At 43.1% G+C, this 13,322-nt stretch carries 17 protein-coding genes; 8 read left to right on the forward strand and 9 right to left on the reverse strand.

Features of this window, described 5'->3' with window-relative positions; translation table 11 throughout:
- Together ecsB and ecsA are read right to left on the reverse strand one after the other, a co-directional pair.
- Nucleotides 1–1,227, reverse strand: a complete 1,227-nt coding sequence (gene ecsB / locus BFW96_RS07535) for an ABC transporter permease EcsB (RefSeq protein ID WP_014663404.1) — start codon at nt 1,225–1,227, stop codon at nt 1–3.
- Nucleotides 1,220–1,963, reverse strand: a complete 744-nt coding sequence (gene ecsA / locus BFW96_RS07540; RefSeq protein WP_014663403.1) for an ABC transporter ATP-binding protein EcsA — start codon at nt 1,961–1,963, stop codon at nt 1,220–1,222. Before ecsA ends, ecsB begins: the two co-directional genes overlap by 8 nt.
- A 487-nt stretch (nt 1,964–2,450) precedes the next feature.
- Here ecsA and BFW96_RS07545 point away from each other — a divergent pair, with 487 nt between their 5' ends.
- The 3 genes from BFW96_RS07545 to trpP all read left to right on the forward strand — a co-directional run bounded on the left by BFW96_RS07545 (nt 2,451) and on the right by trpP (nt 4,756).
- Complete coding sequence (locus BFW96_RS07545; protein ID WP_003233231.1) at nt 2,451–2,888, forward strand: HIT family protein; 438 nt, start codon at nt 2,451–2,453, stop codon at nt 2,886–2,888.
- Between the two features lie 145 nt (nt 2,889–3,033).
- On the forward strand, nt 3,034–4,113 hold the full coding sequence (gene serC / locus BFW96_RS07550; protein WP_069839092.1) for a 3-phosphoserine/phosphohydroxythreonine transaminase: 1,080 nt from the start codon (nt 3,034–3,036) through the stop codon (nt 4,111–4,113).
- Between the two features lie 124 nt (nt 4,114–4,237).
- A complete protein-coding gene (gene trpP / locus BFW96_RS07555) occupies nt 4,238–4,756 on the forward strand; it encodes a tryptophan transporter TrpP (protein WP_003233236.1) in 519 nt (172 codons plus the stop codon).
- A 74-nt stretch (nt 4,757–4,830) separates the two neighbouring features.
- On the opposite strand, the gene yhzF is transcribed toward trpP, so the two are convergent.
- Entirely contained in the window at nt 4,831–5,022 is a 192-nt protein-coding gene (yhzF, locus tag BFW96_RS07560; RefSeq protein ID WP_014663400.1) for a membrane protein YhzF, read from the reverse strand.
- Nucleotides 5,023–5,151: 129 nt separating this feature from the next.
- Between yhzF and BFW96_RS07565 the strand changes: the two genes are divergently transcribed.
- A complete protein-coding gene (locus BFW96_RS07565) occupies nt 5,152–5,508 on the forward strand; it encodes a YtxH domain-containing protein (RefSeq protein ID WP_040083814.1) in 357 nt (118 codons plus the stop codon).
- Between the two features lie 177 nt (nt 5,509–5,685).
- The gene (locus BFW96_RS07570; protein ID WP_069839093.1) at nt 5,686–6,297 is read left to right on the forward strand and encodes an HTH-type transcriptional regulator Hpr; all 612 of its coding nucleotides are present in this window, start codon (nt 5,686–5,688) and stop codon (nt 6,295–6,297) included.
- On the opposite strand, the gene BFW96_RS07575 is transcribed toward BFW96_RS07570, so the two are convergent.
- Entirely contained in the window at nt 6,294–6,635 is a 342-nt protein-coding gene (locus BFW96_RS07575) for a YhaI family protein (RefSeq protein ID WP_014663397.1), read from the reverse strand. The two genes, BFW96_RS07570 and BFW96_RS07575, sit on opposite strands and share 4 nt — an antisense overlap.
- A gap of 207 nt (nt 6,636–6,842) precedes the next feature.
- On the opposite strand from BFW96_RS07575, the gene BFW96_RS07580 reads away from it, so the two are divergent.
- Together BFW96_RS07580 and BFW96_RS20970 are read left to right on the forward strand one after the other, a co-directional pair.
- The gene (locus tag BFW96_RS07580) at nt 6,843–7,361 is read left to right on the forward strand and encodes a DUF3267 domain-containing protein (protein WP_069839094.1); all 519 of its coding nucleotides are present in this window, start codon (nt 6,843–6,845) and stop codon (nt 7,359–7,361) included.
- A gap of 106 nt (nt 7,362–7,467) precedes the next feature.
- The gene (locus tag BFW96_RS20970; protein WP_024571667.1) at nt 7,468–7,650 is read left to right on the forward strand and encodes a hypothetical protein; all 183 of its coding nucleotides are present in this window, start codon (nt 7,468–7,470) and stop codon (nt 7,648–7,650) included.
- Nucleotides 7,651–7,701: 51 nt separating this feature from the next.
- On the opposite strand, the gene yhzE2 is transcribed toward BFW96_RS20970, so the two are convergent.
- On the reverse strand, nt 7,702–7,788 hold the full coding sequence (gene yhzE2, locus BFW96_RS07585; protein WP_003155248.1) for a sporulation protein YhzE2: 87 nt from the start codon (nt 7,786–7,788) through the stop codon (nt 7,702–7,704).
- 124 nt (nt 7,789–7,912) lie between these two features.
- A complete protein-coding gene (gene yhzE1 / locus BFW96_RS20975) occupies nt 7,913–7,999 on the reverse strand; it encodes a sporulation protein YhzE1 (protein ID WP_003327753.1) in 87 nt (28 codons plus the stop codon).
- Nucleotides 8,000–8,158: 159 nt separating this feature from the next.
- On the opposite strand from yhzE1, the gene BFW96_RS07590 reads away from it, so the two are divergent.
- A complete protein-coding gene (locus tag BFW96_RS07590) occupies nt 8,159–9,034 on the forward strand; it encodes a peptidylprolyl isomerase (RefSeq protein ID WP_069839095.1) in 876 nt (291 codons plus the stop codon).
- 40 nt (nt 9,035–9,074) lie between these two features.
- On the opposite strand, the gene yhaL is transcribed toward BFW96_RS07590, so the two are convergent.
- The 3 genes from yhaL to sbcE all read right to left on the reverse strand — a co-directional run bounded on the left by yhaL (nt 9,075) and on the right by sbcE (nt 13,319).
- Nucleotides 9,075–9,287 (reverse strand): sporulation protein YhaL, encoded by a 213-nt coding sequence (gene yhaL / locus BFW96_RS07595; RefSeq protein WP_069839096.1) that lies wholly within the window; start codon nt 9,285–9,287, stop codon nt 9,075–9,077.
- Between the two features lie 125 nt (nt 9,288–9,412).
- Nucleotides 9,413–10,357 (reverse strand): 3'-5' exoribonuclease YhaM, encoded by a 945-nt coding sequence (gene yhaM, locus BFW96_RS07600; protein ID WP_014663394.1) that lies wholly within the window; start codon nt 10,355–10,357, stop codon nt 9,413–9,415.
- Between the two features lie 73 nt (nt 10,358–10,430).
- On the reverse strand, nt 10,431–13,319 hold the full coding sequence (gene sbcE, locus BFW96_RS07605) for a DNA repair/recombination ATPase SbcE (protein WP_083252845.1): 2,889 nt from the start codon (nt 13,317–13,319) through the stop codon (nt 10,431–10,433).
- Between the last annotated feature and the right edge of the window lie 3 nt (nt 13,320–13,322).

Here is a 13,322-nt window from a genome sequence, read left to right on the forward strand (position 1 = left end):
TCACAGCTTGCCATGTTTTTTCAGTCTGGTTGTCATATAAGATGGCAGAACAACAAAAATCAGAACGGCAGAACCGATCAGCGCGTAAACAAAACCGGTCAAGCCGGCTGCATAGGCAGATGCAGCAGACATCAGCAGCGCTTGAACACTAAGTGCAGTTTTTAATAGAGAGAAATAGCTTTTCAGCTTCGTTTCTTTTTTCACAGGGTACAGCTCTTGAAGCGCCAGATGGTCAAAGTGGCCGAAGAGCGGCAGAAGCTGAATACCCGTAATGAAAATGGCAAACACAGTCAAAACCCCTGCAATCAGCGGGCTGGCTGAGACATACATGATGATCAGCGCGAAAATGATCGTTAACCTGACAAGAATGCCCAAATAATCACTCGACCGCAAAAAGGCGCGGGTGAACATATAGGCAAATGTTTTGCGCTGTTCAAACGGCACGAGCCGCAGCAAAAAGTCAAGATACGCTCTGCGTTTCGCTTGCTTTCGCAAATGCGGCACATCAGTGAACAGGTTGGCAATCCGATAGAAACGCTGCTTGCGTCTCAATTCGGACTCGATATGGCTCTCCCATTTAAACGTTTTCCGTTTTGCTGCCGAAGACATATACAGATAAAGAGCAGCCATAATGACATAGACAAGAAGCGCATACATATAAACAGATTGCAAAACAAAATAAAGAACGAGCGTATTCGCCGCAAAGCGAATAATGACATCCATCCGCTTCATGCTGCGGTCGTTTTGGAAGGTCATGCGCCATTCCATCACCTGATTCCACGCTTTCAGCAGCAAAAGCTGGACAAAGACCGCGGCATACGAAACGAGTGAAGCCCCCGGGGTGACTGCGAAATAAAGCGGCATCGCAACGATGCTCAGTGCAATCAGCGGAAACAGCTGAGACACATAGCTGTAGACAAACGCCTGCTTCAAGTAAGGCTCCATTTTTGATTCAAGAGGCAATAAGAAAACAAGGTCAGCCTCCTTCAAAAGCGTCCGCACATAAGAGCTTGTCAACACGAGCGAAAACAGCACGGCCATCACCCAAAAGGATGGAAAGTGAGCGGGGATGTCCCGTATCCATTTGCTGTACCAGCTTGCAGCGCCCGCTAGAAAAAAGATCAAAACAATGACGAGGTGATCGTTGAGCATATATTTCATGTATGTTCTTGTTTCTTTGATATGCTCCTGCAGCCGCGACTGCCAAATATCAAGCATATTATTCATGGCCAGCGTCTTCCTTTGTAAGCTCAAGATACAAGTCGTCCAGAGCCGCGTCTTTCATTCCAAACTGCTCTCTGAGCTCTGACAGCGTGCCGCGCGCCCGCACCTCGCCGTTATGTAAAATAATAAACGAATCACAATAGCGTTCTGCCGTTGCCAAAATGTGCGTTGACATCAGCACGCTCGCCCCGCCTTTTTTCGCTTCATTCATCCGCTCAAGCAGCGCGTTAATGGCAAGCGGATCAAGCCCCAGAAAAGGCTCATCAATAATGTAGAGCGCAGGCTCTGCCAAAAATGCACACATAATCATAACCTTCTGCTTCATTCCTTTGGAAAAATGGGCCGGGAACCACTTCAATCTCTTTTCCATTCGGAATTCCTTTAAAAGCGGAGGCAGCCTTTTCTCCATCGTTTCTTTTGACAGCCCATATGCCATGGCTGTCAATTCAAGATGCTCCATCAAAGTCAGTTCTTCATATAAAACAGGTGTTTCTGGTATATAGGTGAATTGTGAACGGTAGCCTTCCGGATCCTCAGCAAAGGTTTTACCGTTTAATTCGATTGAACCTTTATGCGGGTCCATCAGCCCGATGATGTGTCTGATTGTTGTACTTTTGCCAGCACCATTCAGCCCGATTAAGCCGACTATTTGATTTGGTTCAAGGGTGAATGATACGTTTTTTAAAACCGGATTTCTTGTATATCCGCCGGTTAAGTCATTTACCGATAGCAGAGACATAGTTTCTCCCCTTATAGTTGTTTTCTTCATAGTACCAAAAACAAGGCTTGATTTGAAACAATTCCCTTTTAACAAATGATGAATTTGCTGTCATAAAGAGACAGGGTCTTGGACATCATAATAGTCGTAGAGGAAAAGCATATCAACTGAAAAATGAGGTGTTTGTCAAAGACGTCTTAGAAACAGTTGGATAGAAAATAAACATGTCCAATGCTCAAACCATTTCTCTTCACTGACTTGATGAATTCTTCATGTATGAAGCAAATTGTCAAATGAGGTGTTTATCGCAGGAATCGTTAGGCATTAAACAAGTCTTCATTTTATTGACAAATGAGGTGCTTACCAAAGGCATAACACATTTTCTTCATATAAGCTCTTCCTCTGCATTCAGGGTGAACGCTCGCCGTTCATCCTGTTTTCTATTTTCTGCATTTCTGTGGTACGATGAGTGTATACATATTAAACAATTTCATAAGGAGGAACCCTCATGCATTGTGCAGAGAATTGTATCTTTTGTAAAATTATCGCCGGCGACATTCCATCCGCGAAGGTGTATGAAGATGAACATGTACTTGCCTTTCTTGATATCAGCCAAGTGACAAAAGGCCATACGCTTGTCATTCCGAAAACACATATTGAGAATGTGTATGAATTTACAGATGAATTAGCAAAACAATATTTCCATGCTGTTCCGAAAATCGCCCGCGCTATCCGGGATGAATTTGAACCGATCGGCTTAAATACGCTGAACAATAACGGCGAAAAAGCTGGACAATCTGTGTTCCACTACCATATGCATATTATCCCCCGCTATGGAAAAGGAGATGGATTCGGAGCGGTTTGGAAAACGCATGCTGATGATTATAAACCGGAAGATCTGCAGAATATCTCTTCCTCTATCGCAAAACGCCTGGCCTCATCATAAGATGAGGTTATTTTATTTGTGAACATTTCGCAAACATCCGTCAATTTCTTTTGATAATTCTAATTTTTTATCAAAAAACTGAATTTTTGTGATAGGATAATTGTATTATTTTATACATTAACGTGGAAAACAGGGAGAGATCATGATGGAACGTACAACGAATTTTAACGCAGGTCCTGCAGCGCTGCCATTGGAAGTTCTGCAAAAAGCACAGAAAGAATTTATTGATTTTAACGAATCCGGCATGTCTGTTATGGAGCTTTCCCACCGCAGCAAAGAGTATGAAGCGGTGCATCAAAAAGCGAAAAACCTCTTAATCGAACTGATGGGCATTCCGGAAGATTACGATATTTTGTTTCTTCAAGGCGGGGCGAGCCTTCAATTCTCAATGCTTCCGATGAACTTTTTAACACCTGAAAAAACCGCGCATTTTGTCATGACAGGCGCTTGGTCTGAAAAAGCACTGGCAGAGACGAAACTGTTCGGGAACACGTCTATCACCGCTACAAGTGAAACAGACAATTACAGCTATATTCCGGAGGTTGACCTTACGGATGTAAAAGACGGCGCATATTTACACATCACATCCAACAATACGATTTTCGGCACTCAGTGGCAGGAGTTCCCGAATTCCCCAATTCCGCTCGTCGCCGACATGTCCAGCGACATTTTGAGCAGAAAAATCGATGTGTCCAAATTTGACGTGATCTACGGAGGCGCCCAAAAGAACCTCGGCCCTTCCGGCGTGACTGTAGTTATCATGAAAAAAAGCTGGCTGCAAAATGAAAATGCGAACGTCCCAAAAATCTTGAAATATTCCACGCATGTCAAAGCGGATTCACTCTACAACACTCCGCCGACATTTGCGATTTATATGCTGAGCCTTGTTCTGGAGTGGCTGAAGGAAAACGGCGGTGTGGAAGCCGCTGAACAGCGCAATGAACAAAAAGCGCAGGTTCTCTACAGCTGTATTGATGAAAGCAACGGATTCTATAAAGGACATGCCAGAAAGGACAGCCGCTCACGCATGAATGTGACCTTCACGCTTCGGGATGACGAATTAACGAAAACATTCGTTCAAAAAGCAAAAGATGCGAAGATGGTCGGCCTTGGCGGACACCGTTCAGTGGGAGGCTGCCGCGCTTCTATTTATAACGCGGTGTCTCTCGAAGACTGTGAAAAACTAGCGGCGTTCATGAAGAAATTCCAGCAGGAAAATGAGTAAAAAGTCTGGCTATGCAAACCGTTCGTTTGGTATACTGTTTGCATAACACATTCTTATAAAGCCTTCGCAATAAATGATGAGCATATTATTGGAGGGCAAAAGCTTAGCAGAGGAGAGCATAGATATGAAAACAAAAGAGTTAGTCATTATGGCTCTGTTTGCCGCAATCGGCGCAGCGCTTCATTCCATTATTCCACCCTTTTTAGGCGGCATGAAACCAGATATGATGCTGATCATGATGTTCATGGGCATTCTGCTGTTCCCGCGGGTGCAAAACGTACTCGTCATCGGGATCGTGACCGGAATCATTTCCGCGCTTACAACCGCATTTCCAGCCGGACAGATCCCTAACATCATCGACAAACCCGTATCAGCGTTTCTGTTCTTCTCCCTGTTTCTCTTGTTCAGAAAGAGCCGGAAAACAGGCGCAGCCGCTGTGCTGACAGTAATCGGGACCATCTTATCGGGAATTGTGTTTCTATCTTCAGCTTTATTGATCGTCGGTTTGCCTGGCGGTTTCGCCGCATTGTTCGCAGCCGTTGTTCTGCCGGCCGCTGTGCTGAATACAATCTCAATGATCATTATTTATCCGATTGTGCAAACCATTTTAAGACGTTCGAGCTTTATGGAAGCTGCTAAATAATTGTCACACAAAACCTCTTCCGCTTCCGGGAGAGGTTTTTTTAAAACAGAGCGCCCGCAGCATGTCAGCATGTTTTAAGCGAGGAGTTTTGTGAAAAAGATAAGACATAGTGTAAAGGCGGTTCCGGTTGAACAAACAAGCGCTTTTTGCCGGATCACCTTCTTGGGCGGATAAGAAGCAGCCTGGCTGAGAAGTCTGATATAGTAAACAGCGCCTGTAGCGAAGGCAAGGGTGATGCAGGATAACACAATCAAAAAGACAGACAACCTTCTCCCTCCTTTTCACTTAAAAAATATGCTAAAATAAAGCAAGCTATGTATAGAAGTTCAGGCTTTCAACAAAAATGAAAAATGCTGAATGAATCCTATTTTGAAGAAAAAGACGGGGTGATTGTAATGGCGAGCGGACGTTCTCTATTAACAGGACTATTCGTAGGCGGCATCATCGGAGGAGCAGCGGTTCTTCTTACTGCACCTTCCTCAGGAAAGCAGCTGCGTGAAAAAATGAAGACCAATTATGATTCTTTAGAAGAAACGATCAAACGCTTAAAATCAGACGGGCTTGCGTTAAAAGACCAGCTGATCAAGGCGGCAAAAGAAAGCACAGATGTGATTAAAGACGTAGGCGGCGAGCTCCAAACGTCAATTAAAAAATGGCAGGAAGAGATCAAGCCTCACCAGCAAGATCTGCAAAAAGAAATTGCTGATATTGAAGAGAAAATCAGACAGCTGGAGAAAACCTTACAAAACTAATATCCTATTCAAAAGAAAAAAATGCGGGCCGACATTGGACCCGTATTTTTTTAGGCCTATAAACCCTTCCGCCGCAATGGTTTGTGAATTTATTAAAAAATTCTTACATTTTCACCTTTATTAATCTTTATTTTATTGGCATAATAGAGAAAAAGAAAAAGAGAAGCAGGTGACGTAATGAATCGAGTGGAACCGCCCTATGATGTGAAAGAAGCTCTGGTCTTCACCCAGAAAATGGCTCAGCTTAGCAAGGCTCTTTGGAAATCGATCGAGAAGGATTGGCAGCAATGGCTCAAACCGTATGACCTGAATATTAATGAGCATCATATTTTATGGATTGCGTATCAATTGAATGGAGCTTCCATTTCTGAAATCGCGAAATTCGGGGTCATGCACGTATCAACCGCATTCAACTTTTCAAAAAAGCTGGAAGAACGGGGATATTTAAGATTCTCCAAACGGCTGAACGATAAACGGAACACATACGTCCAATTGACTGAGGAAGGCACCGAGGTATTCTGGAACTTGCTTGAGGAATTTGATCCGACACGAAACGCTGTTTTTAAAGGGTCACAGCCTCTGTACCATTTATTCGGAAAATTCCCTGAAGTGGCAGAAATGATGTGTATGATACGCCATATCTACGGCGATGATTTTATGGAAATTTTCGAAACGTCACTCACCAATATTGACAATGACTTTGAAAGCGCAAACGGAAAACTGAAGAAGAAAGCAAAGGACAGTGCGGCGGATGAACCGGCAGAAGAGCTCGAACCTGTAAACAGTTAATCAAAATGCTTCATGATGTCGATAAAGACTTCCATCAGCTCTTGGTAAAGCCCCTGCTCGTACAGGGCAAAAATTGTTTCATGAACATCTAACTTTTCATTCAGCTGTCCGGCAAAAAGCGCAAGGAGCTTATCAAAGGTTACAAATCCTTGCGCTTTTTGTGTTGCCAGCTCTTCCGACAATTCATCGCATATCCCCATAACCTCTTCCCCTTCTTCCTTGCTCAGCCCTTTATCAATGAGAAGCGCATAGAAGGGGTACCTGTCCATATCTACTGTTTTCACTAATAATTGTATGTAATATTCTAATCGCTCAATGCGATGATCCATCGAATCCATCCACACCACTTCTTTCTATCTTTAATCTTATTTTAGCTGATAATTCACTGAGAAGAAAGTTCTAACCCCATATTTCGCAGTTTGTTTGCTTGTTTCAAAAAAATACCTGCCGGATGATATTTTTTCTTAAAAAAGCATTGATTTTTTCTCTTGGGAGGAGTAAATTATTTTGAGATTCTACTCAAGATGTATGGAAGGATGACTTTGATGAATTGCTGGAAGACCATAAATCTCATGAAGGATTATGGCGCCGTTCGCATAATATTAACTGCTGTATGTTTTATGATTTTGGTTTTTATCTCTACCTTTTTAGCTTTTGAGCTGCTGCGGCCTGGCACAAGCTTAAGCGATGAATATGTACCTTTATTCGGCGGTTTGCTCGTCGTTATTTTATTTGTACATAAAGTCATCCATGTCCTGCCAATCATCTGCAAAAAAAGAAAAATAGAAAAAAAGTTTTACATATTGCGCATGCGCACATGGAAACGAATACCAAAAACAACAATGCTGATTTCACTGGTAAGCCCGTTCTTGCTGATTACACCGGTATTGTTTTACGCCGCACTGGCGTTTCCGAATCACGCTCATTATTTCTGCATGATCTCGGGCATTCACGCCGGCTACTGTCTGCCTGACTTCCTGCTGGCTCTCAAGCTGATAAAAGCGCCGAAAACCGCTTATATTGATCAGGAAGCAGACGGCTTGGATATTCTTGTTGAAAAGTAGCCACCCCTGGTGCTGGCAGCGATTTTTCAATTTGCATTCTATCTTTTTTAATAAATATTTGGTAATGTAATATGGGACAGTTCAGAGAGAGGGGGAATCTCCCATCATTTTATTCTATTTTATCGTGGCTGCCGTGTTTATTTTATATTTCATAAACAGGCTCACCAATACATTATGCCTTGTCAGAGAGATTCCTGAAGAGCGGCAAGATAAGGTATTCCGATTTATTAATGTATCTATATTAATTTTACTGATCTCTTCGTTTGTGGAGATCTCCTTTACAGTGTAAAAACGAAAGAAAGCATAGCTGCGATTGGGCAGCTATGCTTTTTTATGTTGATTAGTACAGCCAAGAAGCGCCGATGATAATCAATAAAATAAATAACACAACCAATAAAGCGAATCCGCCTGCAAAAACTTCACCCATCTTAAAAAGCACCTCCTGTAAAAAACTTTATTTACCAATTACATGTTATGCAATTCATGTTTGAAACGATTAGGCGCTAGTGAAAATAAAGGATCGCTTATGTTGCAAGCGATCCCCGGGCTGCTTAGTAGATGTAAGCTGCACCTACGATGATAAGCAAAATGAACAGTACTACAAGCAACGCGAACCCGTTAGAGTATCCTCCGCTCATGTTACATACCTCCTTTTCTTGATCAATATATAAGTATGCCATCAGCAAAAGTTTGACTAGACGAATGCCCTTTATTTAAAATCTTTTTACAGAAAGCCACAATATGTTATGATACGCATAGGTAATTTAATTTGGAATGATTAGGAGTGTTTGAAAACCATGAAAAAAATCGCAATAGCAGCTATCACTGCTACAAGCATCCTCGCTCTCAGTGCTTGCAGCAGCGGCGACAAAGAAGTCATCGCAAAAACAGACGCAGGCGATGTAACTAAAGGCGAGCTTTACACTTACATGAAAAAAACTGCTGGAGCAAGTGCTCTCACACAGCTTGCACAGGAAAAAGTATTAGACAAAAAGTACAAGGTAACTGATAAAGAAATAGAAAATAAACTGAAGGAATACAAAACACAACTCGGGGACCAATATTCAACAATTGAAAAACAATATGGTAAAGATTTTCTTGAGGAAACTGTTAAAATGGAGTTACTTACAGAAAAAGCGGCTAAAGATAACATCAAAGTAACAGACGCCGATATCAAAGAGTACTGGGAAGGCTTAAAAGGCAAAATCCGTGCAAGCCACATCCTTGTCGCTGATAAAAAGACAGCTGAAGAAGTAGAGAAAAAGCTGAAAAAAGGCGAGAAGTTTGAAGATCTTGCGAAAGAATACTCAACAGACAGCTCTGCTTCAAAAGGCGGAGATCTTGGCTGGTTCGCAAAAGACGGTATGATAGCTGATTTCAGCAAAGTTGCATTCAAATTAAAAACAGGTGAAGTCAGTGATCCTGTCAAAACGCAATACGGCTATCATATCATCAAAAAGACCGAAGAACGCGGCAAATACGATGATATGAAAAAAGAACTGAAATCTGAAGTGCTTGAACAAAAACTAAATGACAGCAATGCCGTTCAGGAAGCTGTTCAAAAAGTCATGAAGAAGGCTGACATCGAAGTAAAAGATAAAGATCTGAAAGACACATTTAATACATCTTCAACAAGCAACAGCACTTCTTCATCTTCAAGCAGTTCTAAGTAATAAAAAAGCTGTGCAGGCTCATTGAGCCGCACAGCTTTTTTTATGCGATGGAATGGTTTTGATTTTCTTCTTCATGCTGCTGAGAACTGCGGCGTTCTCGCTCCTTTTCCATCCTCTCCATATAAATCTGCCCTTCTTTTTCAATAAAAGCCTGGTCTACTTTTTCTTCCTCTTTGGCTACCGCCACAAGTTTATATGCGCTGAAAATGATGCCTACAATACAAAGATACACCCACCATGGAAAAAATAACACGGGCTCCTCCCCCTTTTGCATAGATTCTTTATTCTTAACCATATGCAGGAATGAGACGAGTTATGTGCGGGAAAGACGCATCAAAAAGGACTGAGCTGAATATGTCAGCATCAGTCCTTTTTAAGTTATTTATGAAATGTCGGTTTATAAAAGGAACGGTTTTCCAGCGCAAATACACGTTCAGTATACTCGCCCGGCTTCACTCGCTCAAGCGCTCTGTCCATCATATTCATTTTTGCATCCAGGTTGTCTATATAGTGAAGAATTTCCGCTTCTTTCACCATCGGCGGTTTCGGACTGCCCCATTCCGCTTTACCATGGTGACTCAAAATCAAGTGCTGAAGAATTAACACCTCTTCAGAATCGATTTGAAGCTCCTCAGCCGCTTTTGAAAGCTCTGTCACCATAATCGAAATATGGCCGAGCAAATTGCCTTCAACCGTGTATGAAGTGGAAACAGGGCCGGACAGCTCCTTCACTTTTCCAAGATCATGCAGAATAACACCGGCATAAAGCAGATCACGATCAAGAGACGGATATAAATCTGCTATTGCTTTTGCCAGGTTCAGCATAGAGACAACATGATACGCCAAACCTGAGACAAACTCGTGGTGGTTTTTCGTAGCCGCCGGATAATCCATAAATTCAGCTTCATGTTTTTTCACTAAAAACCTTGTGATTCGCTGTATATTCGGATTTTTCATTTCAAATATATATTGAGTGATGGTATCCATCATTTCATTTTTCGGAATCGGTGCAGTTTCTAGAAAATCATCAATATTGACGTTTTCATTTTCGCTTACTGGTCTGATATTTCTTAGCTTCAGCTGGGTGCGTCCGCGGTAATGGTGAACATCGCCGACAACCTTGACAATCGTCTGCGGCGCATAGGTCACTTCATCACTTTGCTTGGCATCCCACAGCTTTGCTTCAATATCGCCTGACTGGTCTTGCAGCATCAGCGTCAAAAACGGTTTTCCATTGCTTGCAATCCCTTTCGTCGAGGATTTAATCAATAGATACTGGTCCACCTGTTCGCCAACCTCATGTAGCATAATCCCTTTAGCCATTCTATTAAAGCTCCCTCCGTATCTTACATAATACCAGTATATCACATACCGATTTTCAGCTATAGAACCTCTTTTATGACACCAAATGGATAGTTTGGCTGCTATGAAATGCATCCTTCACATGGTCATGGCATGTAAAATACAAAATCTGCCTTCCGTCTTCGGTTAAATCATACAGAACATGTAATACACGTTTCAGCCTTGCCTGATCAAAATGAACAAAGCTGTCGTCAAGCTGAAACGGAAGCTTTGACCCATCCTGGCGCGTAACAGCCAGAGCAAATCGGATCGCTGTATACAGCTGTTCACACGTCCCTTGTGACAGCTCTTCCGCATGATAGACAGTTCCATCGCGATGCATAACCATGATCGAATCATCCGTTTCGGAGAAATAAATGGTTTGGTAGCTTCCGTCAGTCAGGGGGTGGAAGAATTCTCCTGCTGTCTCCAGAAGGCGCGGAAGCTCGATTTTTTTATGCCGCTCCAATTTGTTTTTGATCACCTGTTTGACCATTTGTATGGAGGCCCATTTTTTAGCCGTTTCTTTCACACGTTCTTTTTGCATTTCGGTTTGAAGCTTGAGATCTGACACCAATCCCGAAGCCTCTAATTGTTCCTGTTTGACTAAGAGCAGTGCGATTTGGCTGCGGAGCTGCTCGATCTCCTCAGTCAGCCGCTCTTTTCTTTCATTCTCGATGACTTGCTTGTTTTTCAATTCAGAAAGCGTATTGGAATCCGCCAGTTCAAGTTCCTCTGGGTACCCGCCTTGAAGCTGTGCGTTTACGTGATAAAGCTTGTTCTCCGTATCCTTCAATTGCCTGCTGATGTCGGCTGTGGCAAAAAACGCATCTCTGTCTTTTGCAGCAGCCGCGGCAAATAACTGTTCGATCTGTACGTGAAAATACTGTATTTCTTGCTCAAGCTCAAGCATCTGTTCCTTTGTATAATGAATATCTGTTTCAATTTCCTTTTTTTGCTTCTCAATTTCTTTTTCACGCTCAATGTTTTTCCGCAATGTGTGAAGGGCGTCCGAGATGGAGATGTCCTGACTATGAGGATGCAGCATGCTGATGCGTTCTTCGAATGTTCTCCGGTGCTTTTTCAGCCTGCCTGCTTCAATAGTCAGCTCATGCTTTTTCCTCACTTCTTTTTTGACATCCTTCATTAAGCTGTATGCATCAAGCAAAAACGATGGATCTTCGTTAAATCTGAGCTCATTCATAAAACGCTCGACCTGTGTTAAGGAGGGGGCCATATCGGCTTCCCACTGTTCAAACTGCTGGATGACCCTTTCATACGCCGCCTCTTTTTGCTGAAGCGCTGCTCGCTGCGTGAGAAGATGCTGTTTATTGCGGTCGTCCTCCCATAACGCTTCTCTCAGCTTTTCAGCTTCTGCTGGTGAAATATCCGTCATTGGCTGTATTGTCTCCCGGCTGTTTCGAGAAGACGTTTTTTTTCCTGATACAAGCCAATACACAATAAGTGCAGCGCCGATACTGATGGCGGGAATCACTTGCTGCAGCAGAAAAAAGAGAACGATGAAGAACATACCAGCTGCAATGACAGCCTTTCTCTGTTTAGCCTGCTGTCTTTCAAAAAACGTTAGCTGCTCTCTCAGCAGTACTTGCTCTTGGTGCTGCCCTTGTGTTTCATCATATGCGCTAAGTGCCGCTTCTTTATCTTTTCTTTGGCTGTCTTCAAGAATGGCGGACGAAGCGGCATGAACGGCTTTTTCTGCGTCTTCCAGCTCTTGCCGGGCAAGTTCAAACGTCTCGTCAAGCTGCCGTTTTCTGTCTCTTGCCTGTACATATTGCTGCACCGCTTGCTGAAGCTGCCATTCATAATCATATGACGTGTTCATATTCAGGAGCTCATTTTCATCTGTTTTATTGAGCTGTTCGAGACCTGCCGCTGTCTGTGCAGACGACTGGCGCAGCTGTGCCTGAATGGCGGCCAGCTGTTCTCCCCATGATTGGTACACATGAAATGATGCCGAAAGCTCTTGTATCAGCGTTTCTTTCGCCAATAATTCTTTATCTGGGGTAAGCTTTTGCCTCTGTTTGTCCAGCTCCGCCATCTTCACCCGAAGCGCCTCAAGCTGTGCGGATTTCGGGTGAAGGTGGGATTCATATTTTTCCAGCTGGTGCAGTGCGTCAGCCGGAAATTGTCCTGCATGTTCCGGAAATTCCGCAATCACCTGTTCGAGTGTCGCTTTTTCATTCAACAGCGGCTTTCGCTCAATCGCTCCCTCTATCATTCGGATATGCTCCGCCGTCTCTTTCAATTCGGTTTCCGCGGCTGCAAGGCGGGCTTCAAACGTTCGTTTTTCCTCAAGAAGCTGATGATAGCCCGCTTCCTCTGCTTCAGCCTGTTTTAGCTTCACTGCCAGCTGCTTAAGCGTTTCCAGCTCCTGATTCAATTGAGGGTTTCGCCCGTTTGGTTTATAGAGCCTTTCGCTTTCCTTCGTCAGCCTTGAATCAAGCTTTGATACGGCTTCAGCTCCAAACAAGCTGGAGAATAGCAAAAATTCCCCTATCTTGTCCCGGTTAAAAGCATGAATTTCCTGCAACCCGAATACATCAAACGAATAAATGGCTTTGTACAACGACCTGTCTGTGCCCTGGAACAGTCGCTTTAACACATCTCCATTCTTTACTTCGCCCTTTTCTGTATACACTCTTAACTTTTCGGCAGTCCCTTTCGTCCGTTCGATCTTCAGCACCCCATACTCAGGATGTTCAGCTTCAAGAATACCACCGTAGACACCGCCTGATTTCGGTTCATATTTTTTCGTTTTCGGAAAACCGAACAGCATGCTTTCAATAAATGACATCATCGTCGTTTTTCCTGCCTCATTTAATCCGTAGATAACTTGGACAGGAGAGGCGGAAAAATGAAAGGTTCGATTGGAAAATTTCCCATATTGGTAGATGTGTAAAGATATAATTCGCAAAGCTGTCACCGC

Origin of the sequence: Bacillus sp. F56, from assembly GCF_001748205.1 — a bacterium.
Lineage (GTDB): Bacteria > Bacillota > Bacilli > Bacillales > Bacillaceae > Bacillus > Bacillus stercoris.